The sequence below is a fragment of the Lederbergia citrisecunda genome (assembly GCF_018343695.1).
GTDB classification, from domain to species: domain Bacteria; phylum Bacillota; class Bacilli; order Bacillales; family Bacillaceae_C; genus Lederbergia; species Lederbergia citrisecunda.
This window is the reverse complement of the sequence record NZ_JAGYPJ010000001.1, coordinates 3397949-3419975: the sequence shown is the minus strand read 5'-3', so window position 1 is coordinate 3419975 and position 22027 is coordinate 3397949. Positions and strand designations below refer to the sequence as shown.

The window sequence follows — 22027 nt, the reverse complement described above, 5'->3', positions numbered from 1 at the left end:
TACTTGTAATAATAAAAAAACTAAATCATTACGAAAGATTAATATGGAATTAAAATTTATTGTGTTTAATGGAACTGTAGTACATAAATTTACAAGGAGGATTTATTAAATGATTAATAAAAAACTTGTGAAAACAGGAGCGACTTTAGCACTTGCTCTAGCTATTACAGTTCCAGCGTTATCACCGGCAGAAGTGGCTGCTAAGGATAATTTTAAAATTGAATCTGTTAAATTTAATGGAATGCAAGCACCATCTACGATTGATGAAATGGTAAAAACGTATACAACTGCATCCGTTACAGTAAAATACACAAATGGAAAAGTACAAACATTCCCATTGACATACAAATCTTTATTCAAGTCAGAAGATAAAGTAGCAACCGTCAATGGAGAAAAAATCCCTGCAGGTACACCGATTGATGTAAATGGTAAGCCAATTGTTGATCCAAGTAGCCCGGATAATAAATACTTTGTATCAGATGCTCCTGATTCAAACTCACTGTTGAATCCGATTAACGGTAAATTGTACTTGATTACTCATTATGAATATCAAACTGTTGATGCTGCTGGGAATTCAGCTTATGGATTAGTACCTGCTTCCATGTCTTTAACTGAATTGACTCAAGATCCAAAAACAGGAGAGCTTGAAGAAAAATCAGTTAAGAAAATTGACTTTTCAGCAGTAAATGGACTATGGATCCCGTGTAACGGCTCTTTATCGCCATGGAATACACATTTAGGTTCAGAAGAGTATGAGCCAGATGCTCGTCAATTTTTAGATGCAACCTCAAAAACAAGAAGCCAAGTAGAAACATTTGCTCAATTTTATTTTGGCGATAAATCTAAAGCAAATCCTTACTTTTACGGATTCACTCCAGAAATATCAGTAGATCATAATGGGAATGCTTCGGTCGTAAAACATTACAGCACTGGACGCCTCTCTCATGAATTAGCGAAAGTGATGCCAGATAATAAAACTGTTTATTTCGGTGATGATGGTGGAAATACAGGATTATTTATGTATGTAGCAGATAAAGCAAAGGATTTATCTGCAGGTACATTATACTCCGCTAAATTCAATCAAACAGGTACTGAAAATGGTGGTGCTGGAGATTTAGATTGGATCAATCTGGGACATGCAACGGATAAAGAAGTAGAGAAAATCATTAATAGTGGCATAACATTCAAGGATATTTTTGAAACTTCAGAAGTTCCTGCAAAAGGCTTTACAGCAATTAAACAATATTCATATGGTAAAGTAGAATATTTAAAATTAAAGCCAGGTAAAGAAAAAGCAGCTGCTTTCCTTGAAACACGCCGTTACGCAGCTATGCTTGGTGCAACGACTGAATTTAACAAGATGGAAGGCGTAACGTTAAATCAAAAAGATAGTAAATTATATATTGCCATTTCTGACCAAAGCAAGAGCATGGAAAAGGATTCTACCGGAAATGATCCAGCAGATCACATTCAATTACCTAAAATCAAAGCTGGCGTAACGTATGAATTAGATCTGATAAAAGGTCAAAAGGACAGCAAAGGAAAAGTGATTCATAGTTCTTATGTAGCACCTTCCATGCACGGATTAATTGTAGGTGAAGATCTTCCTGAAGCTGATGCTTATGGTAATACAGCTAATGTAAATAAAGTAGCTAATCCAGATAACCTAAGTTATTCTGAAGCAATGAGAACACTTTTTATCGGTGAAGATAGTGGTAGCCACACAAATAACTACGTTTGGGCTTATAATGTTGATACAAAAGAATTAGAACGTATTTTATCTGTTCCAGCCGGAGCGGAAGCAACGGGATTAACGGCTGTAGACAATAGTAATAACTTCTCTTATATCTTCAGTAACTTCCAACATCCTGGTGATGAAGTAGAGGGTAAAGCTATTACAGCTGTTAATAAAGATGAGTTGCTGAAGGCAGTAGATGAACAAATCGGGATTAATAAAACAGGTGGTATTGGATACATCTCTGGCCTCCCTTCTTTTACAATGATGCCAGACTTCACTGCACCTAAAAAGCCTTCAGTAAATAAAGTAACTGAAAAATCTACAGCTGTTACTGGTAAAACTGACAAAGATGCTACTGTACAAATTTATAATGGCAATACATTATTAGGAGAAGCAAAAGCAGATTCTAAAGGAAAATTCACAGTGGAAATGAAAGCCCAAAAAGCAGGTACAAGCCTGACTATTGTGGCTAAAGACGAAGCTGGAAACCAAAGTAAATCAAAAGTGATAAAAGTTGCACCGAAAAAATAACAAGTTCATTTATGAAAAGGGCTCCCATATTTTGTGGCAGCCCTCATTCGTTTTAATATGGTCTATATATCATGACCATTAATCTCATCATCAACTTTCGTAAATGGAAAAGAACAAAGTTCCTTTTTTGGTTGAGTATTATTGGACGTAATCTCGATTAGGCATTGCGGCTGTGCTTTAATAGAGCATTCGGCAAGTAAACTGAGTAGGATGGCTAGTAAGGTTGAGATACTGGCTAGTAAATTTAGGTTACGGCCAGAAAAGTAGAGAAACCGGCCAGTAAATTAAGGCTACGGCTAGTAAAGTTGAGCAACTGGCCAGTAAATCTAGGATATGGCCAGAAAAGTAGAGAAACCGGCCAGTAAATTAAGGTTGCGGCTAGTAAAGTAGAGAACTGGCCAGTAAATCTAGGATATGGCCAGAAAAGTAGAGAACCTGGCCAGTAAATTTAGGTTACGGCCAGTAAAGTAGAGAAACCGGCCAGTAAATCCAGGATATGGACAGAAAAGTAGAGATATAGGCCAGTAAATTAAGGTTACGGCTAGTAGAGTAGAGAAACTGGTCAGTAAATCTATGATATGGCCAGAAAAGTAGAGAAACCCGCCAGTAAATCTAAGGATGCAGCAAGTAAAGCCGAGATTCCGCCCTTACAGAGCAAAAACCCTCGCTATGTACGTGAGTGTTTATAAAAAATATATGGTAAACCAGGTTAGCACACAAATAAACCCTCTACTGAAATAAAGTAGAGGGCCATTTGTTAAGCAACATAATCTTGTTTGTTGATATCTTCGGCTTCTTTTTTAGTATAAAACTTTCCTCGGGTAAAGATTGCGATGATAACGGTAAGTATGGCTGCAAGGACTGCGGCAAAGAAGGCGGCAGTGCTTTGAAGGAATGTTCCCATAAAGCCTAATGCAGCAATGGTTCCTAGTACACTGGAAATGAGAAGGGACCAGGCGCCGACAGGATTCCATTTATGCAAGAACTCTTGCCGTGCTTCATAATATCTAGGACCAATTTTCAATAAGTTTTTTACGATCGTTGCATCTGTTACTAAGATCGACGCCCATGCTAATAGGAAAACTCCTTGGAACGTCATGACGGCTTCCAAATAATTGACGATATTCATCATCATTAAAATAATCGCGGATACTCCAGTAACGACAACCCAAAAACGTCTGCCTGGGGTAAATTTAAAAATATTTTCAAAGAAATTGGATAGCGATAAGGATCCACTATAAATGTTGGTAACGTTAATTCTAACCTGGGTTAGGACGGTAAATAAGGCACCGCCAATGCCTAGAAGAAGGACGATGTAGACTCCGGGATTCGGTTCGCCGAGACGAACTCCAAACCAGATTCCAAGACCTCCCATTACTCCGAAACAAAAAATTTGCGGAATAAAACCAATCGCAAAGATACCAATTTTATGATCTTTCGGTTTTAAAAAACGTGAATAATCAGATGCGAGAAGGGGAGTGAGTCCCATAATTCCGTGCTGCATTCCGATACAAAGTAAAAGGGCGGTCCCTCCAACGTGGACACCTTCCGGCATATAAGTCCAAAAAATCCCATCAAAGCTTGATGGCTTCATCGCGGCCATGATGATAGCTGCTAGTAAGAATAAAAAAAATAATGGCAAGGACCATTTTTGTAATTTGTCGAGTTGTTTTATCCCAAACCAATTTAATGGAATAACGATTGTTCCGAAGAAAAGAATGAGTGACCATTTGGGGATTGAGGGGAAGAATTCGTGTACAGCTGTTACTAGTATTAGCCCTTCCAATGCACAATACATAATAAAGTTAGTTGCGTAAATAAAGGAAGTTAAGGATGCTCCAATATAACCAAATCCTCCGCCTCTTGATAGGAGGTTGACATTCATTCCCGACTTTGCGGATAAGTGGGCAATGAACGTTCCGAGAATTCCCGCGACAATAATGGCATAAATTGCGGAAATAATCGCATTGACTGCGCCAAATTTGAGCGCCATTACACTTCCCATTTGAAAATAGAAGATGGCAGTAGCAATGCCAAATGTAATATTGGTAATACTCATCCAACTCATGTTTCGCTTGTGGCGTGGGACACGATCGAGAGAATAATCATCCCCTAGTTGTTGGTTGCTTTCTTTGTTATCTGTAGTTGTATTCAAATTCAATAGAATCAGCTCCTTTTTGTGTATGTCTTCACATAGTAGACTTATCAGCCCTCTCTATTTACAAAAAATGCAACTAGGTTTAATGTTATCAAAATATTGTACGTTACTCAAAATCCAATATTCTGTAAATTGTAGAATTAGCCTTTGCTATACCAAAATGACCGTTTAAAACCTCTGTCTATCGTAGAATTCCTCCCGAATGCTAGTAGATATCTTTCTTACAATAGTTGAATAAGGTTAACATTTATCATAGTAGATAAAATGATATATGTTGTCGGGAAGGAAAATCATACATACTTAGCAGAAATAAATATACCCAAAATGAATGTAACGAAAAGTTAACGTGAATATTTACTTTAGCTAGTGACAGGCATACCAGTCTTTTTTTTTTTATAAATAAATAAAAAAATCAAGGCTATGATATGAATAACAATCGTTATTATCGGGGTGGGAAAATGCCTGATCATATTGAAGTCTTTTTGAGGACAATCATTTCTTTTAGTCTTTTACTCGTTGGAGCAAGAATTATAGGTAAGCAAACGATCGCACAAATGACCATGTTTGATTTTGTTGCAGCAATCTCATTAGGTGCTATTTCAGCCAATATTGCCTTCAATACTAATGTGAAGGTACCCCATACTATTATTGCTTTTTCAATATACGTAGCCATTATTTTTCTTATTTCCATTATTTCGTTAAAAAGTAGAAAAGGAAGAAAATTACTTGGCGGTGATCCCACAATCGTGATACAAAACGGGAAAGTATTAGAACAAAACATGAAGAAGATGAGGTACACATTAGATTATTTAAATCAGCAACTAAGGGAAAGAGATGTATTTAATATTGAAGAGGTTCTCCACGCTATGGTTGAAACGAATGGAACATTAACTGTACAAAAAAAACCGCAGTTTAGAAGTGTAACAAGACAGGATTTGATGATTGCAGTAACGCCCGAACAGAGATTACCAATTGAACTGATTATGGATGGCGAAGTAATCGAAAAAAATTTAGAGCAAAATAAATTAACGATTCCATGGTTAGAATCAGAGTTGAGAAAGCGTAATTTAACACAACAGGATGTTGTATATGCCGTATTGGCTGATAATGGTAATATGTATGTTGATACATATAGAGATCATATTCATTCCCCGATTGATAAGGAATAATCATTAATGCTAAAACTGTAAAAGAAGAAAATAGGCTTGCACACAAATAACCCTCTACCGAAATAAAGTAGAGGGCAATTTGTTAAGCGATATATTCTTGTTTATCGATATCTTCGGCTTCTTTTTTGATATAAAATCTGATATCACAAATACAAATCGTCTTCTTTTGTAGAAGGAATGAAATGACAATGTAAATGGCCCCAATCGCTGCTTGTTTTCTTAATGTGTTTCTTTAAAAAAGCTTGATAGGCAACTGTTTCAATCCACGAATGATAAGGCTTTGTCGCCATTCAAGTTCATTCAGTTCAGCTGCAAGGCTAAGATTTGGGTATTCTTCCAGCAAAACGCGTATGGCTATTTCGCCTTCAAGACGGGCGAGTGGGGCGCCAAGGCAATAGTGGATGCCTTTTCCAAACGCAAGATGAGAACTTTTTTCCCTTGTAATGTTGAGGTTACTGGGATCCGCAAACGCTTCTGGATCATGATCAGCAGATGCAAGAGAAACAATGACATGGTCCCCTTTCTCAACCTGCTGGCCCATAAACGTAAAGGATTCTTTCGCCCATCGGTCTGTACTGAACTCAACGGGGCCATTAAAACGTAGCAATTCTTCAATGGCTTGTGCCACAAGGGAATGGTCTTCTTTTAGCAACGCAAGTTGATCTTGATGTGTAAGCAGCGCCAGTAAACCATTGGCAATAAGATTCACTGTCGTTTCATGTCCGGCTACAATCAGAAGCATAACGACTCCATACAATTCGCGTACAGTTAAACGGTCCCCTCCTTCCTCTGCCTGAATTAAATCAGACAGCAAATCTTCTTTAGGAGACACGCGCTTTTTTTCAATCACTTTCTCCAGATAAGCCATAAATTCCATCATGGCCTCATCATATCGAGGATTATCGCTTATCTCCACTATTACATTGGACCAGCGCTGGAAATCAAGACGATCTTCAGACGGGATGCCAAGCAATTCACAGATGACTCTAATTGGAATCGGAAACGCATATTCTTCAATAAAGTCAACCGTTCCTTTGTTTCTCATAAGCCATGCTTGTTCTCTTGCAATATCCTCAATGCGCCCTCTTAACCTCGCAATCCTTTTGGGCGTAAAGCCACTTTGTACAAGGCTGCGCAGACGGCGATGGTCAGGCGGGTCAACAAAAAGCATGCTTTGACTTATTGGAGGCAGATTTTCGTCTGTCACTTCGTCAGGGAAGACTGTCCGCATATCTTTAATAAACCTCTCATCTTTTAACACGGCTACCGCTGCTTCATACGTAAAAGCCATCCATGAATGATGTTGACCTTCGTTAAACATTTTCACTTTTGCAAAAGGTTGGTGTGGTCGGATTTTACTGTAATAATCATAAGGATTTTGGTGAAACTCCTGCGAAAACAAATCAAGCGATTTAATATCCATGCGTGTTGTTCTCCCTTTCTAAACTTAGTCCTTTTATCATATATTCGAGTTTAAACATCCTTTTCCTGCAATCATGGCAGCAAAAGCTAGTGTTAATTGTATTCCTTGTTTAAAAACTGGGAATTTGAGAATGTCTCAGACTGAAAACAAACGCTCACATACGTCGTTACTTGTCTTAGTCACTTAAAAAAGTTGTAATGATATACTTTTGAAAAAGGGGAAAATCAAATGATATTGGAAGCTGTTATGATACAAGTTAAGGAAAGTATGGAAACTGAATATGAGGAAGCGTTTCGTGGGGCATCAAAAATTATCTCTTCAATGAAAGGTTACATATCACACGAGTTACAACGTTGTATGGAAGTTCAAGGGAAATATCTACTATTAGTGAAGTGGGAAACATTAGAAGACCATACAGTTGGATTTAGGCAATCAAAAGAGTACCAAGAATGGTCAATTGCATCATTTCTATGACCCTTTTCCAACAGTTGAACATTTTGAGAAGGTTCGTCTCTCATAAGGAGTTATTGTACTAAACGGGTGTTTATTTGAAGAAGTCAACATTAATTGTTGGCTTTTTTATATCACATTCGGATCAAATTGTTCATTACCCCTTATATTTCTTATTAAACAAAGGAGTATAATAGGATAACAAACAATGTAAAAGTAAGGGAATTAAAAGTGTAGCTTGCGTTTAAAAATTGGGCTTTTTTTAAAAAAATGTGTTTATGCTTGTAATGGGGTTTTTAATAGACTTTTAGAGGGAGTAAAGCGTTTTTATTTTTTAGGTTCAGAGACAATTTAGTAATAAACGAAAAGGAGTAGGTCGAAGAATGAGTGTTTTTAAGAAATTAAGAGATGAATATGTAATTTGGCATGCACATCGAATTGAGCTTCCTACATTTGTTTCAAGCACTTTATTAAGAAAGAAAGTAACTTTTTCTGGAAGAGTGCAAAAAGTAGGATTCCGCTTGGAAATACATTGTATTGCTCAAAGAATGAACTTAACAGGATGGGTAAAAAATTTAGAAGATGGAAGTGTGGAAGCGGAAATACAAGGGGAAGAATCAAAAATTGATTTTCTTGTCAAATGCATGCAGTCATTGAAACGGGCGTCTGTAAAAAAAGTGACAATGATTGATTTACCTATTAATGAGGATGAAGAAACTTTTACGATAGTGAGATAAAATTCGTTCCGCAATCAGGTTTCTTCGCAATCATGTTGTACCAATCCAATCCCATTTGGACTTTGTGTACGAACTCGCCATTTTTTACCAACATTTACATAGATTAATAACTATTTTGTTAGAGTAATTATTTTAATCTATATTTAATAGTGGTACACTATAATAATATAAGATCATAATTCATACAAAATAGGTAGGAAATAGGTGCGCCTACATCCTTCTAAAAATAATAGGTTAGTAAGGAAGAGAGACATGAGTAACAAACAAACGAAATCAGATGTTATCTTAATTGGTGCCGGAATCATGAGTGCGACGTTGGGGACGCTCTTGAAAGAACTAGTACCCGACTGGGAGATTACCGTGTTTGAGAAGCTCGAAAATCCTGGAGAAGAAAGCTCCAACGAATGGAACAATGCAGGTACGGGGCATGCTGCACTGTGCGAGCTTAACTATACACCTCAAAAATCCGACGGATCTATCGATATTAGCAAAGCTGTTAAGGTGAATGAACAGTTCCAGCTTTCGAGACAGTTTTGGTCCTATCTTGTAAACAGTAACCTGATTAGCAATCCTCATGACTTTATCATGCCAATTCCTCATATGAGTCTAGTTGAAGGGGAAGAGGATGTAACGTTTTTAAAGAATCGTTTTGAGGCGCTTGCGAACAATCCTCTGTTTCAAGGAATGGAATTTTCCGATGAACCTGAAAAACTAAAGGAATGGATTCCGGTCATCATGGAAGGCCGCGCGTCGGATGAACCGATTGCGGCAACAAAAATCGACTCTGGCACGGATGTTAACTTTGGTGCTTTAACGCGTATGTTATTTGAACATTTAAAGAGCCAAAACGTCGAGGTCAACTACAAGCATAATATTAAGGATATTAAACGTACCGACGACGGTTCATGGGAACTAAAGGTGCATGATCTCGATGGTGGTAAAGTCGAACACCATACTGCAAAATTCGTCTTTATTGGTGCTGGTGGCGGAAGTCTGCCGTTACTGCAAAAAACCGGTATTCCTGAGTCGAAACATATTGGAGGCTTCCCGGTAAGCGGCCTGTTTTTGGTATGTAATAATCCGGAGATTGCAGAGCAGCATCATGCAAAGGTATACGGTAAAGCTAAGGTCGGCGCTCCCCCAATGTCTGTGCCGCATCTTGATACACGATATATCGACAACAAAAAATCACTACTGTTTGGACCGTTTGCTGGCTTCACGCCGAAGTTCTTAAAAAAGGGTTCAAATTTAGATTTGATCTGTTCCGTAAAACCATATAATGTCCTTACGATGTTGGCAGCAGGTGTAAAAGAGTTGCCTCTGACAAAATACTTAATTCAGCAAGTGTTGTTATCGAATGAAAAACGCATGGAAGAATTGCGTGAATTTATTCCGAACGCAAAAAGTGAAGATTGGGATATCGTCGTAGCAGGCCAACGTGTACAAGTAATCAAAGATACGGAAGCCGGTAAAGGAACCCTGCAATTTGGTACGGAAGTAGTTACGGCTACTGATGGCTCGGTTGCTGCGTTGCTAGGAGCTTCTCCAGGTGCATCTACTGCTGTTCACGTCATGCTGGAAGTATTAGAAAAATGCTTCCCACAACATATGGAAGAGTGGGAACCAAAATTAAAGGAAATGATTCCTTCTTACGGTGTATCACTTACGGAAAACCCAGAGCTTTTCCAAGAAATTCATGAGTCAACTGCGCAAGCCCTTGGTTTAAGTGAAAAAGTGGCGGTACAGGTAGGTTAAGTGAATCGAACATCTATCAAAAGTAAGCAAGACAAGATATTCATTGATGATATTCTTGCCTTGCTTATTTATTTTGTATTGTATCAATCGACTCTAAAATCTAGTTAAATACTGTGTATCTATTAATATACGAATGCTAAGACCTATATCATTTTTTAGTGCGGAAGGTATGAAGAAATTGCCTTAACAGTAAACCCTTCCAATAATCAGAATAATATTACTTTAAAAATCTAAGTTGACTTTTCTCATAAACCGGCATAAAGTAATAATCAATTCTTGCAACAATCGAATAGCAATACATCACTTTCTTATCCAGAGAGATCGAGGGACAGGCCCTATGACATCTCGGCAGCGGGTTCATGACGAATGAACAATCGTGCCAATTCCTGCAGATGCTATGTGCATCTGAAAGATGAGAACGAGATGGTTTTCTTTATAGAAGCCTTCTTTTTTCTTATGGATGAGAAAAAAGAAGGCTTTTTTCGTTCAAAAAAGAAAGGTAGATGACTGCAATCTGCATTGTCTGCATGAAGCAATAACAGCAAGAGGAGGGACAAAGCATGATCGAATTTAAGCAGGCAGCCAAGACGTTCAGGCTCGCCAACCGGGAGGTGCATGCGGTAAAGGAAGTTTCGCTGTCAATTGAGCAAGGCGAAATCTTTGGCATCATCGGTTTCAGTGGTGCCGGAAAGAGTACGCTCTTAAGACTGGTGAATATGTTGGAGCGGCCGACGAGCGGTGCTGTATGCGTACAAGGGGTGGACGTGGCAAGTCTTTCTCAGAAGGAATTACGGAAGCTTCGCCGCAGGATCGGGATGATCTTTCAGAACTTTAACTTATTCAATTCCCGGACCGTTGCCGGCAACGTGGCATATCCGCTTAAATTGGCAGGTGTTCCGAAGAAGGAAATCAATGAGCGCGTAGCGGAGCTCTTAAGCTTTGTCGGGTTGTCGGAGAAAGCGAATGATTATCCCGAGCAGCTGTCAGGCGGGCAAAAACAGCGGGTCGGCATTGCGCGGGCAATCGCGACATCACCGGATATACTGATCTGCGATGAAGCCACTTCGGCACTTGATCCGGATACAACCGCAGAAATCCTTCGCCTTTTGAAAAAAGTCAACAAGGATCTTGGTTTAACTATTTTATTGATCACTCACGAAATGAACGTCATTCAAACGATTTGTGATAGGGTGGCCGTCATGGAGAACGGAGAAGTTATCGAGCAAGGCAGTGTATTTGACACATTCACGAATCCGCAGCACCCGACGACGAAGCGGTTCATCGAATCCGTACAAAAGGATCGTCCTTCTGATCATTTGTTGAGTGAATGGAAGGAGCGCGGTGGCAAGCAGCTCTACCGAGTCATCTTCAAAGGAGAAGTGGCTGGGGATCCGGTATTGTCCCGTGTGACCCGCAAACACGGAGTCGACGTGAACATTGTGTACGGTTCGGTCCGTGAATTGCAGGGAAAGCTTATCGGTAATTTATTGGTGTCATTCGAAGGTGATGAATCCTCCGTACAACAAGTCATCGAAGAATTGAACATAGTTGTAGAGATTGAGGAGGTGTCTGTCCATGAAGGTTGATTGGAATACGTTTTGGCCACGCATCGTCGAAGCCACCGGCGAAACGATTCTCATGGTCGCAATTACTCTAGTCCTAGGTTCCATCATCGGGATTGCAATTGGCCTAATTCTATATGTAACACGGAAAGGAAATATCCTTGAGAACCGGTTCATCTTTAATTTGCTTAACTTTTTAATCAACTTTATCCGGCCGATTCCGTTCATTATTTTCCTATTTGCGATCAGTCCGGTGACTCGTCTGGTCATTGGAACGACGATCGGCATCGGCGGTGCGGTCTTCCCGATGACGATTGCCGCTTCATTCGCCATCGCTCGCGTAGTCGAGAATAACCTGGTGAGCATTGATCCGGGTGTCGTCGAAGCAGCAAAGGCGATGGGGGCAAGTCCATTACAGATTATCTTTACGGTCTTGATTCCCGAAGCACTCGGTCCGTTGGTATTAGGTCTAACCTTTATGACCATAGGCTTAATCGACTTCTCGGCGATGGCCGGAATAGTCGGTGGCGGAGGACTTGGTCATATTGCCCAGACATACGGATACCAGCGTTTCGATTGGAGTGTCATGGTTGTCACAGTTGTCATTTTGATCTTCCTCGTTCAAATCGCCCAATGGGTAGGAAATACACTTTCACGCAAAATTATGCGTCGCTAATAATAAAAAAGGAGAATCGACATCATGAAAAAAACATTGTTATTGTTATTCGTTCTAACAGTTGCGGCAGTACTTGCAGCTTGCGGTAACTCTGCAACTGGTGCAGATGGAAAAACGAAAAAAATAAAGATTGGTGTAACGGGTACAGATGGAGAAGTATGGCCAATCTTGAAGAAAAAAGCAGCCGCTGAAGGCATTGAAATCGAGTTAGTGGAATTCGCGGACTACACGCTTCCAAACCAAGCGTTGGAAAATGGGGATATAGACATAAATTCTTTTCAACATATCGCCTTTCTTAGCTCTTTTTCTAAGGAAAACAACGCGGATTTAGTACCAATTGGCGCTACGGTGATTGCTCCGATGGGTATTTATTCAAAAAAAATAAAAGATGTTTCCGAGTTAGAAGACAAAGCGAAAGTCGCTATTCCGGACGATCCATCTAACCAAGCGCGTGCTTTGAAATTGCTTGAATCTGCAGGTTTAATCAAATTAGCAGATGACTTTGGACTTTTCGGGGATCCTTCTAAAATCGTTGATAATCCGAAAAACTTGGAAATTATCCCGATGGTCGCTCAGCAAACACCGCAAGTATTGCCTGACGTAGCCATTTCCGTCATCAATAACGGAGTAGCGGGCCAAGCTGGTTTCGACCCTGCGAAAGACCCTATTTTTCTTGAAGATGGCGCGGACAAAAACGCCATTCCATACGTGAATGTTTTTGCTGCACGTAGCGAAGATGCGGACAATGAAACGTTCAAGCGCATTGTAGAGCTTTACCATACAGAAGAAGTGAAAGAAGCAGTGAAAAAGGATACGAACGGCGGATCCTTCGTTGTCGATTTGAAACCGGAAGAATTACTTGAAGTGTATAAGGGACTTTAATTCAAAGGAGGAAGCGGAAATGAGCACAGTATTGAACGGTCTTGATTTGATTAATGAATCCATTGAAACCAATCGTGAGAAGTATATTGAGACGAGCCAGGTCATCCATGCAAATCCGGAAATCGGGAACCAAGAATTTTTTGCGAGCAAGCGCCATGTAGATACATTGGCGGAAGCAGGGTTTGAGGTACAGACGGCAGTTGCTGGCCACGAAACATCATTCTTTGCAGTGAAAGATAGCGGCGTTCCAGGTCCGACGATCGCATTTCTTGCTGAGTATGACGCACTTCCGGGACTCGGACATGCTTGCGGCCACAACATTATCGGTACGACAAGCGTCGCTGCGGGCATCGCCCTTTCACAAGTATTATTAGAAACAGGTGGACGTGTGGCGGTTCTCGGAACTCCTGCAGAAGAAGGTGGTCCGAACGGCAGTGCGAAAGGGAGTTTCGTCAAACACGGCTTCCTGGAAGATATCGATGTTGCGCTCATGATCCACCCATCAGGCAGGACATCGTTGACAGGTGAGACGCTTGCCGTCGACCCACTTGATTTCCATTTCTACGGGAAAGCGGCCCATGCTGCTGCTTCACCCGAAAAGGGAATCAATGCGTTGGATGCAGTCATCCTTTTATTCAACGGCATCAGCGCACTTCGCCAGCAATTGCCGACGGACGTACGGATCCATGGCATCATCACGCATGGCGGAGATGCACCGAACATCATTCCGGAATACGCTTCCGCCCGTTTCTACATCCGAGCAAGCACATGGAAGCGGACGGAAGAAGTGGCAAATAAAATCCGTGCTATTGCGGAAGGAGCAGGTCTCGCCACTGGAGCGAAAGTAAAAGTTGAACGTTTCCAGAACGAGGTTCAGGATTTTGTTCTGAACTCTGTATTGGATAGCGTTCTTCACGAAGAGTTGGAAGCCGTTGGGGAGACCGTTCATACGGAAAAATCGACTGGTAAAGGTTCCACTGATGCAGGAAACATCAGTTACGCTGTACCAACAGCTCACCCACACATCAAAATTGGTCCAGATGATCTGATTGCTCATACAGACGAATTCCGTGAATGTGCGAAATCCGAGCTTGGCAATGAAGCACTCATCAAAGGTGCCAAGGCCCTCGCAGCAACAGGTTACCGTTTGTTGACGGATTCCGTGCTATTGCATAAAGTGAAGAAAGAACACGAACGTGCATTGGCTGAAAAGAAAAAATAAGTAATAAATATATATGCTCTATAATTCTATTGAAAAAGGCTTCTCAATTTGTGAGAGGTCTTTTTGCTTTTTAAAACGATGGATATGATAATGGTATAATATGTATAAAATAATAGAAGTGAGTTTATCTCGATTGATTGATAAAGGTAGAACAGGGGAATTACTACTGCTGGTAAGATAGAGGTTGAATATAATTGATTCCAACCTGATAAAAAATGTTATGCAGGCTTCCAATCAATGCGGAGGGATGAATTAGCTCGTACAAAATTGGTGAAAACTTTTGCGATTGAATGAAAATCCGAAGTAGGTGATGAAGAAAATGACCATTTCAATCATTGAGTTATGGAACGAAGGAAAAAGGGGGAACCCTGATTTGTGTGAGGATTTGTATGTTACCAATGACCACTTTGTCGCGGTTATTGATGGTGCAACTAATATAACAGGTCAATTAATGGAAGGAAAAACGCCTGGAAGATTGGCTGCAGAGGTGATTCAAACAAGCTTATTGGAGGCAGAAGCGGATATTACACTTCCTCAATTATTGGAAAGAATCAACCACAATCTTCTCACTGTTTATGAGAGACTCGGCCTTCTAAAGGAAATTCAAGAGAATGCTTGGATGGCCCCTTCGGCTTGTCTGATTTGCTATAGTCATTTTTATCGTGAAATCTGGCAGATTGGCGATTCCCAATGTATGATGGATGGCACTCTTTATAAGAATGATAAAATCATTGATGATATTACAGGTAGGGCCCGTGCTTTGTACTTGGAAGCAGAAATAAAAAAAGGAAAGACCATTAATGATTTGTTAGAGCACGATACTGGCTGGGAATTCATTCGACCACTGATCAAGCAGCAATATCAGTTACAAAACGATCCATACAATCAATTTGGTTATGAAGTGATCAATGGCTTCCCGGTGGATGAATCTAGAATTCAAATCATTCCTGTTCCAGTCGGAACGAAATCGATTATCTTAGCATCAGATGGATATCCAGTGTTGCGTCCAACCCTTGAAGAATCCGAACAAGAGCTAAAAGAATTACTAGAAAAAGATCCGCTCTGTTTCCGAGAATACATCGCATCTAAAGGACTGCAAAAAGGTAATCTTTCCTTTGATGATCGGACGTATATTCGTTTTGGAGTGCCCGAACGGGAATAGAACCCTCTTGAACGGGAATAGAACCCTCTTGAACGGGAATAGAACCTTTCCGAACAAGAATAGAACCCGTCTGAACGGGAATGGATCCCACCTGAACGAGAATAGACCCTGCTTGAACGGGAATACACCACCCTGAATTTCCATTGAACCTACCACACGACATTCATTGATAATATTCTTACTTTGCTTCAATCTTGATTTGGTAGGGGGGAGTGGCTCACTTTTATGTTTTTTTCTTTACCTTGGTTTTCGATTAATGCTTTATGACATCGATCGTTACCCCGCCAGTTGTTAAAACCATATAACTACGTCCTACAAGTAAATTAGGCGGCTAGAAGTATTTTATATATGATGAATATCTCGATCTTTTATCATTAAAGAAATAAATGATAGTGTACAAATGATGGCAAACCCAATTAGGAGCCAGAACGCTGTATCAAAAGAGCCTCTTGATAATTCAACTATGAATCCAATGGCAATGGGGGTTACAAAACCTGCAAGCTGTCCGCCGAAACTAACAAATCCCATTGTAGAACCGACAATTTGTGAAGGCACTGTCTTTAGTACATTCGTAGGAAGAAAAATGATAATAAATGCACCAAAAATCATGATAATTGTTTGATAAATCATGAATTCAGTGACACTGTTTGCTTTAAACATAAGATAAAGCAAAATACTAACACAAGCAGCACTAATGATACCGTAAATATATTCTTTTCCCTTTGGTAATTTATCTAAAATATAACCGGCTCCAAATGTTCCGATAATTGCTGATAATCCTGGAATTGCAGCAATCCAGCCTAATTCAAGTAATTCTAGTCCTCGAACGTTTACTAAATATGTTGGCATCCACGATAAAAGTCCCCAGTTAATAGCATTTACACTAAAAGAAGCTATGAACAAGATCCATATTATGGGGTACCTTAAAAGCTGAAGCAAGGATGTTGACTGTTGATGATTTCCTTCTTCTTTGACATCCTCTACAACAGGTTTAGGATCCTTTATGTAATACCAAAACATAGCCGCTAAAACAATTCCAATTCCGCCAATGATCCAAAACATCATTCGCCACCCAATGGTAGACATCATGGTCGTTGCAAATATGGGTGAAAAAATCCCTAAAAATGCCCCTGAGGAAAGAACGATGGACATTGCTCTTCCTCTTTCCGAAAATGGGAAGGTTTGGGCAATAAGCTTTGATCCAGCTGGCATATAGCCCCCTTCTCCAATGCCAAACAAAAAACGAATGATTAATATGGAAGCTAATGACCAAGCCATCCCTGTTAAGACAGTGAAAATTGACCACATGATTATTGCTGTTAGCAGAACTTTCCTTGAACCATAACGATCTGCTAACCAGCCCCCAGGAATTTGCATCAATGCATATCCTGCAAAAAAACTACTAAGCAATATTCCTGTTGAAGCAGCACTAAGCTGTAAATCTTTAGTAATGGAAATGACAGCATAGTTCATCACAAAGCGATCTAAATTTCCAAGCGACCATCCAGCAAATAATAAAGCTAATATAAAATGTTTTTCTTCCAACGCTTTTAGTTTCGCCAAAACCCTCTCCCCAGACATTTTTGGTATCTGATACGATTCCTTAGTTTATGATTCAAAAAAATATGGTTATTTACATGTCAGATTTCATTTTTCTTTAGGTAAAAAGTCTCTTATTATATATATTTTTTGATTAGTGCAATAGCACCATTAAAAAATAATGACCTGGCGGAACGATGCTATAGGTACAGGCTCATGGAAATAATATGATAAAATCTTCATAATTACAGTTTCCGGAGGAAGGGGTAAGTTCTTTGGATATCAAAGTAAATCAAAAGATCATTCAAGAAATCTGCGGGACGGTCTCCTTCAAAAGAGGAGACTCCTTTTATCGATCGAATAAAGTTATATTTGAACACTATAGTTCTGATAGATGTGAGGCAACGGTTAAAGGGACAGAAGATTTCCATGTGACGATCAAAAACCTTTCAGAAGGGGATTTTCATTCGTCATGCAGCTGCCCAAAACTTGCTTCCTTTAAGCGGGATTGCCAGCATATTGCGGCTGTTTTACTCGCGATATACGAGCATCAACGTCAGGGAAGTATCCCGACTATTGATCATACTGGCGTTTCAACAAATCAAGTGCTGACAGATGGTTTAATGACACTTTTCAATGAAAACCCTGTACGAAAAAGCGGGCAACAGCTTCACTTTGAAAAAAGAAAAGTGATTTATTTAGAATTTATCTGTAAACCCGTCCAGATTGGTAATGAACAACAAATGATCGGAATTGAAGCACTGCTAGAATCGATAATAATCGAAAATATTCGCGATTTTCTGGAGCATGTAAAGAAAGGAAATACATGTGTGATTTCCTCTTCTTTCACCTATGATCCAAGCTTGCATTGCTTTCAAAAAGAAACAGATGCTGTCATTCAACAGCTCATTCAAGTGATGGATGATGAAACCGTTTATTTTGAGAACCGTCAGAACAACGCTGCTTACACATCCCACTATCAAACCATACTCATTCCACCATCTTCCTGGGAGCGGCTTATGCTTTTACTAACAAAAGCACCATCGGTAACGTTGGAGTACAATGGGCATTCGTTTGATGGAATTCACTTATCGAAAGAACCATTGCCACTACAGTTTCACTTTCTAGATGAGGGAGGTGGCTACAAGCTTAAGGTAAATGGTTTGGATCAGATACAAGTGTTGAAATCATATGGGTATGTGTTGTCTGAAGGAAAATTCATTCGATTGGAAAATGAGGACTTTAATCGTTTAATTGAGCTAAAACAAATGCTAGAAACTTCAGGGACGAATGAATTTTCAGTGCCTCAGAAGCAATTACATGTTTTCATAGAAAAAGTGATACCAGGTTTGAAAAAGTTAGGCAATGTTCATCTTCCTAGCGCTATTTCTAAAATGCTTGAAGAGACACCTCTCATTGCCAAGCTCTATTTAGATCGTGTGAAAAATCGGCTTCTAGCTGGGCTCGAGTTTCACTATGGGAATATTGTGATTAACCCATTAGAAAGCCGTGAATTCCTAATAAATCCCATTCTTATAAGAGATGTGGAAAAGGAGAATACGATTTTAAAGATTATGGAGGAAAGCTCGTTTACTAAGACCGAAAGTGGCTATTTTTTGCAAAACGAGGAGTTGGAATTTGAATTTTTGTACCAAATCGTTCCGAAAATGAATAAACTTGTACAGCTATATGCAACGACGGCAGTGAGAAATCGCATCTTCAGAGAAAATCCACGCCCGCGGATAAGGGTGAAGGTCCATAAGGATCGGATGAATTGGCTGGAATTCAAATTTGAAATGGACGGGATTTTCGAAAAGCATATTCGTGAAATTTTATTGGCTTTAGAGGAAAAACGGAAGTATTTTCGTCTCCGGGACGGATCACTGCTCTCTCTTACGACAAGGGAATTTGAGGAAGTAAATCAATTTTTGAGGAAGATTCCGACACAACCGGAAGATTTGGAAAATGGCTTAAATGTACATGTCGTCCAAGGCCTTCGGCTTCTAGATTCTGTAAGTGATGATCATATATTTAAGCTGGAAAAATCTTTCCGTCAGTTTTTAGAAAACATCTATAAGTTAGAAGAACTCGAGTTCGAGGTGCCTGAAAGCTTACAAGCTGTGTTGCGAGATTACCAAAAGAATGGTTTTAAATGGATGAAAACACTCGCTAAATATGGCTTTGGAGGAATTCTTGCGGATGATATGGGGTTGGGTAAAACGCTGCAAAGCATTACATTCATTCTGTCTGAGATCGCTGACATCCGTACCAAGAAACACCCTGTCCTGATTGTCTGTCCATCTTCACTTTTGTATAACTGGTATAGTGAATTCGTTAAATTTACCCCTGATGTACAAGTCGTAATCATAGACGGCCATAAAAAAGAGAGAATAAATTTACAGGAAGACGCATTAGACAAGGACGTTATCATCACCTCCTATACTCTGTTGCGTAAGGACATTCTTTGGTTTGAGAAACAAGTTTTTCACACTGTTTTTTTCGACGAGGCCCAAGTCTTTAAAAATCCTACGACACAGATTGCGAGAGCGGTGAAAAAAATCCAGGCGGATCATCGCTTTGCACTTACGGGTACACCGGTTGAAAATGCACTTGAAGAGCTTTGGTCTATTTTTCATATTGTCTTTCCTGAACTTTTCCAAGGGTTAAAGGAATATAGTTCACTCACGAATAAACAAGTTGCACGGCGGATTCGTCCGTTTTTACTTCGTAGGTTGAAAGAGGGCGTGCTTTCAGAGCTTCCTGAAAAAATTGAGTCGAGAGAAACAGTGGAACTCCTTCCTGATCAAAAGAAGCTGTATGCTGCTTATTTAGCCAAGCTTAAGCACGAGACTCTGAAACATTTAGACAAAGACACACTTCGGAAAAATCGTATCAAAATCTTGGCGGGATTGACTCGGCTTCGGCAGATTTGCTGTCATCCTGCATTGTTTGTAGACGGTTATAAAGGAAGCTCGGCGAAATTGGAACAGCTTATGCAGATTGTAAAGGAATCTCAGCTTTCCGGAAGAAGGGTATTAATCTTCTCGCAGTTTACAAAAATGCTCCAGATCATTGGGAGAGAGTTAGCGTTTCAAGGCTTGCCTTTTTTCTACCTGGATGGACAAACCCCATCAGAAGAAAGATTGAATATTGCTAATCGATTTAATGCAGGCGAACGCCATTTATTCCTCATTTCATTGAAAGCTGGGGGTACGGGCCTTAATTTGACGGGTGCAGATACCGTGATCCTATATGACTCTTGGTGGAATCCTGCCGTGGAGGAACAAGCAGCAGACCGAGCTCATCGCATCGGTCAGAAAAACACTGTAGAGGTCATCAAGCTCGTAGCGAAAGGTACAATTGAAGAAAAAATGAATGTGCTGCAGGAGCAAAAGCGCCATTTAATTGAAGAAGTGATCGATTCTGAAGATAAGGCACTATCGACTCTGACCGAAGAGGATATACGGGAAATATTGATGGTGTAAAAGGAAATTAGAACTTACTTCATTTGGATATGTTACGATGAACCTTACCATAAGTAAATGAGGTTTTTTAAAAAAAGATATAAAAATTATAATAGTATAAACAGTTAAGGATAAATTTCCCTCAGGAGAGAAGCAATTGTCTTATGATGATTTCTCTCCTTTTTTATTTGTTTTGCCATTTAACAATGCCCTTATCATTGGAATTAAAAAAGATGACCCCTGCTCTCGCTCAATACAGAGATCACCTTTTAACAGTTGCCTAGTCTTTTTAAAATGTCCTTTACAAGGGTACCTGAGGACCGTCTCTTTATTTACCTAAGAAAATGAACATAGATTTTTTAGTTTATTCACTATTCAATGACTCCGGAACGGCTGTTACTTTGCGTGTCCATACTTTCCAACATATCCAGATGATTGAAATATTGATGAAGTACCAAGCCTTATCGTCCATTGGCGGGGCAAAGTTGGCAGCAATTGCGATGATAAAGAGAAGACCTGGCCAGCGTGAAATTTTGCTTGACTTTAGAAGAGAAATACCAAAAAAAAGTAAACCGAGATTGAATGTGAGAAAGGAAGTAGCCATTCCTTCAATTAACGGAGATGGTAGATTATCGAAATTTAAAGATGGAGAAAGTGATTCCATTACAGGTCCAGCAAAAGTGATCGTCCATTCCAAACCACAAACCAGAATAAAACCAATAGATAAGATGATAAAGCTGATTAAACCAAATCCTCCAAGATCTTTAGTCTGCACCAAGTAAGAACAAATCAAACCGATGAAAACAAGGCTGGACACAAAGGCATCAATAATGTTAGTGACATTTGTTTCAGGATTGATATATGCATAAGTAATCGAGGCGATATTTGCGATGGAGGCAATGATTCCTATGATAGCAAAAGTGCGAACAACCTGATTCAACGTCATATTTGTTTCCCCTCCAGTATATACTTTTTAAGCCAATTAGAATAAAAGGAAGTCAGAAATAAGTGATATAACGAAATCATGTTAAATGAAATAACAGAAGTATAAAGGGTTCATGAAAAAGGTAAGGAGAATCACACCCCTTACTAATCCTTACCTTATTTACCATTTCCCCCCGCAGTGCTAACGTTCCCACCCGTGGATAAACGTTCGAATGAAGAAGCACTAGACCAAATGGCATATCCGAGTAGAATCCATGGGATACTCCAGATCCCGAGCAGTATTGGTGAAGGTTCCCCGTTAGGGATAATAAAGAAGACGATTTGGAACGGGATCATTGCTACGTAGTATACCCCGACGAAAAGCGGCGCCATTCTATGCCACCCCGTTAGACTTCGTGCTACGAACACCGCAATCCCGAGCATTAGCATTCCGACTCCAAGCAACAATGCACCTACGGGATAAAAGAACTCCACCTCGTACCCTACGATGTATTTTGACAAGGTAGCTGCCAGATAAGAACAAATCCCTAGTAGAGTGATAGACGTGCCGATGAGTCCGACCCACCTAATCCGACCCTTCCCAATAGCACGGAGTATAAAAAGTCCCAGCGGAC

The 22027-nt window shown here is 39.9% G+C and carries 15 protein-coding genes, 1 pseudogene and 1 riboswitch; of the genes and pseudogenes, 11 read left to right on the top strand and 5 right to left on the bottom strand.

Going from position 1 to position 22027, the window contains the following annotated elements:
* The first annotated feature begins 109 nt into the window (after nt 1-109).
* On the top strand, nt 110-2269 hold the full coding sequence (locus KHA93_RS16600) for an alkaline phosphatase PhoX (RefSeq protein ID WP_213111755.1): 2160 nt from the start codon (nt 110-112) through the stop codon (nt 2267-2269).
* A 757-nt stretch (nt 2270-3026) separates the two neighbouring features.
* Here the strand turns inward: KHA93_RS16600 and KHA93_RS16595 are convergent.
* The gene (locus tag KHA93_RS16595) at nt 3027-4424 is read right to left on the bottom strand and encodes a purine-cytosine permease family protein (protein ID WP_213112991.1); all 1398 of its coding nucleotides are present in this window, start codon (nt 4422-4424) and stop codon (nt 3027-3029) included.
* 461 nt (nt 4425-4885) lie between these two features.
* Here KHA93_RS16595 and KHA93_RS16590 point away from each other — a divergent pair, with 461 nt between their 5' ends.
* Nucleotides 4886-5596 (top strand): DUF421 domain-containing protein, encoded by a 711-nt coding sequence (locus tag KHA93_RS16590; protein WP_213111754.1) that lies wholly within the window; start codon nt 4886-4888, stop codon nt 5594-5596.
* A 232-nt stretch (nt 5597-5828) separates the two neighbouring features.
* On the opposite strand, the gene KHA93_RS16585 is transcribed toward KHA93_RS16590, so the two are convergent.
* Nucleotides 5829-7019, bottom strand: a complete 1191-nt coding sequence (locus KHA93_RS16585) for a cytochrome P450 family protein (RefSeq protein ID WP_213111753.1) — start codon at nt 7017-7019, stop codon at nt 5829-5831.
* A gap of 228 nt (nt 7020-7247) precedes the next feature.
* Between KHA93_RS16585 and KHA93_RS16580 the strand changes: the two are divergent.
* From KHA93_RS16580 to KHA93_RS16545, 8 genes and pseudogenes are all read left to right on the top strand, one after another.
* A pseudogene (locus KHA93_RS16580) lies at nt 7248-7539 on the top strand (antibiotic biosynthesis monooxygenase family protein).
* 313 nt (nt 7540-7852) lie between these two features.
* Nucleotides 7853-8206, top strand: a complete 354-nt coding sequence (locus KHA93_RS16575) for an acylphosphatase (RefSeq protein WP_213111752.1) — start codon at nt 7853-7855, stop codon at nt 8204-8206.
* Nucleotides 8207-8458: 252 nt separating this feature from the next.
* Nucleotides 8459-9961, top strand: a complete 1503-nt coding sequence (locus tag KHA93_RS16570; RefSeq protein WP_213111751.1) for a malate:quinone oxidoreductase — start codon at nt 8459-8461, stop codon at nt 9959-9961.
* Between the two features lie 305 nt (nt 9962-10266).
* Nucleotides 10267-10380: riboswitch (SAM riboswitch) on the top strand.
* 141 nt (nt 10381-10521) lie between these two features.
* A complete protein-coding gene (locus KHA93_RS16565) occupies nt 10522-11547 on the top strand; it encodes a methionine ABC transporter ATP-binding protein (protein ID WP_213111750.1) in 1026 nt (341 codons plus the stop codon).
* Entirely contained in the window at nt 11537-12199 is a 663-nt protein-coding gene (locus KHA93_RS16560) for a methionine ABC transporter permease (RefSeq protein WP_213111749.1), read from the top strand. Before KHA93_RS16565 ends, KHA93_RS16560 begins: the two co-directional genes overlap by 11 nt.
* A 24-nt stretch (nt 12200-12223) precedes the next feature.
* Complete coding sequence (locus KHA93_RS16555) at nt 12224-13081, top strand: MetQ/NlpA family ABC transporter substrate-binding protein (RefSeq protein ID WP_213111748.1); 858 nt, start codon at nt 12224-12226, stop codon at nt 13079-13081.
* Nucleotides 13082-13100: 19 nt separating this feature from the next.
* Nucleotides 13101-14303, top strand: coding sequence for a M20 family metallopeptidase (locus tag KHA93_RS16550; RefSeq protein WP_213111747.1), 1203 nt, complete (start codon nt 13101-13103; stop codon nt 14301-14303).
* A 319-nt stretch (nt 14304-14622) separates the two neighbouring features.
* The gene (locus KHA93_RS16545) at nt 14623-15465 is read left to right on the top strand and encodes a hypothetical protein (protein ID WP_213111746.1); all 843 of its coding nucleotides are present in this window, start codon (nt 14623-14625) and stop codon (nt 15463-15465) included.
* A 342-nt stretch (nt 15466-15807) separates the two neighbouring features.
* Here the strand turns inward: KHA93_RS16545 and KHA93_RS16540 are convergent, their stop codons facing one another.
* Entirely contained in the window at nt 15808-17028 is a 1221-nt protein-coding gene (locus tag KHA93_RS16540; protein WP_233711200.1) for an MFS transporter, read from the bottom strand.
* Between the two features lie 251 nt (nt 17029-17279).
* Between KHA93_RS16540 and KHA93_RS16535 the strand changes: the two genes are divergently transcribed.
* The gene (locus KHA93_RS16535; protein WP_213111744.1) at nt 17280-20489 is read left to right on the top strand and encodes a DEAD/DEAH box helicase; all 3210 of its coding nucleotides are present in this window, start codon (nt 17280-17282) and stop codon (nt 20487-20489) included.
* 343 nt (nt 20490-20832) lie between these two features.
* On the opposite strand, the gene KHA93_RS16530 is transcribed toward KHA93_RS16535, so the two are convergent.
* Together KHA93_RS16530 and KHA93_RS16525 are read right to left on the bottom strand one after the other, a co-directional pair.
* The gene (locus KHA93_RS16530; RefSeq protein WP_213111743.1) at nt 20833-21414 is read right to left on the bottom strand and encodes a hypothetical protein; all 582 of its coding nucleotides are present in this window, start codon (nt 21412-21414) and stop codon (nt 20833-20835) included.
* Between the two features lie 155 nt (nt 21415-21569).
* Nucleotides 21570-21914 (bottom strand): hypothetical protein, encoded by a 345-nt coding sequence (locus KHA93_RS16525; protein ID WP_213111742.1) that lies wholly within the window; start codon nt 21912-21914, stop codon nt 21570-21572.
* Between the last annotated feature and the right edge of the window lie 113 nt (nt 21915-22027).

Excerpts from the sequence above, each read along its gene's own strand:
- KHA93_RS16600 (WP_213111755.1), top strand. The coding sequence starts at position 110 with ATGATTAATAAAAAACTTGTGAAAACAGGAGCGACTTTAGCACTTGCT.
- KHA93_RS16590 (WP_213111754.1), top strand. The coding sequence starts at position 4,886 with ATGCCTGATCATATTGAAGTCTTTTTGAGGACAATCATTTCTTTTAGT.
- KHA93_RS16585 (WP_213111753.1), bottom strand. The coding sequence starts at position 7,019 with ATGGATATTAAATCGCTTGATTTGTTTTCGCAGGAGTTTCACCAAAAT.
- KHA93_RS16575 (WP_213111752.1), top strand. The coding sequence starts at position 7,853 with ATGAGTGTTTTTAAGAAATTAAGAGATGAATATGTAATTTGGCATGCA.
- KHA93_RS16570 (WP_213111751.1), top strand. The coding sequence starts at position 8,459 with ATGAGTAACAAACAAACGAAATCAGATGTTATCTTAATTGGTGCCGGA.
- KHA93_RS16565 (WP_213111750.1), top strand. The coding sequence starts at position 10,522 with ATGATCGAATTTAAGCAGGCAGCCAAGACGTTCAGGCTCGCCAACCGG.
- KHA93_RS16560 (WP_213111749.1), top strand. The coding sequence starts at position 11,537 with ATGAAGGTTGATTGGAATACGTTTTGGCCACGCATCGTCGAAGCCACC.
- KHA93_RS16555 (WP_213111748.1), top strand. The coding sequence starts at position 12,224 with ATGAAAAAAACATTGTTATTGTTATTCGTTCTAACAGTTGCGGCAGTA.
- KHA93_RS16550 (WP_213111747.1), top strand. The coding sequence starts at position 13,101 with ATGAGCACAGTATTGAACGGTCTTGATTTGATTAATGAATCCATTGAA.
- KHA93_RS16545 (WP_213111746.1), top strand. The coding sequence starts at position 14,623 with ATGACCATTTCAATCATTGAGTTATGGAACGAAGGAAAAAGGGGGAAC.
- KHA93_RS16530 (WP_213111743.1), bottom strand. The coding sequence starts at position 21,414 with ATGACGTTGAATCAGGTTGTTCGCACTTTTGCTATCATAGGAATCATT.